This window comes from Acidisphaera rubrifaciens HS-AP3, from assembly GCF_000964365.1.
Lineage (GTDB): Bacteria > Pseudomonadota > Alphaproteobacteria > Acetobacterales > Acetobacteraceae > Acidisphaera > Acidisphaera rubrifaciens.
Window position 1 is genome coordinate 1 of sequence record NZ_BANB01001199.1, and the last position, 657, is coordinate 657.

At 72.6% G+C, this 657-nt stretch carries 1 protein-coding gene; it reads left to right on the plus strand.

Annotated elements, in window-relative coordinates:
• Nucleotides 1-258 (plus strand): hypothetical protein (locus B8460_RS23235; protein ID WP_048863503.1); only part of this gene is annotated, 258 nt, incomplete at its 5' end.
• Nucleotides 259-657: the final 399 nt, after the last annotated feature.

Here is a 657-nt window from a genome sequence, read left to right on the forward strand (position 1 = left end):
GCGGCCGAGCGGCATGTCATACAGGTGGTGGTGGGGACGGCGGACCTGCGCCGGCTGCGATCGTTCGCAGAAGCAACCCGCTGCGGCAGCCTGACCGAGGCCGTCGTGTGCCTGATCCGCGACGCCGCCGGGGTGCCTCGTCGCAGCCGGAAGGCGCCGCCGGCTTCCTCCACGGCGGACCTGTTCCCCGCGCCGCAGCTCGGTGTCGCGACGGAGTCGCCGGCGAGGCGTGGCCGCGCGGTCCGACGCAAGCCATAGCGGGCCGCCTCGTCGATAGCGTGGCTGCCCACGCTTCGTATGCACGATATCCGCCTATTTCATCGTCCGATTCGGCCGCTTCGCCGCCGGACGCCTGAGCCGCAACGGGCTCCGCACGCCCTGCGCGCACCCCTCGCGCCCGATCAGGCCGCACTCGTCCCACGCAGGTCGTGACGCGACCCTGGCGTCATGCCCGACCACCACACGTGCACGCGACTGGTGGTGGCCGGGCGGTCACCGCGAAGCCGAGGAGCGCTCCCATGCCCAGAACCGCTGTCCCCACGCCGCCGTCATCGGCGCAGCTGCATTCCGTCGACGCCATCGCCGCACGCTTCGGCCTGTCGGCCAAGACGGTCCGGCGCCTGATCGCGAACGGGCAGCTCGTCGCCCACCGGATCG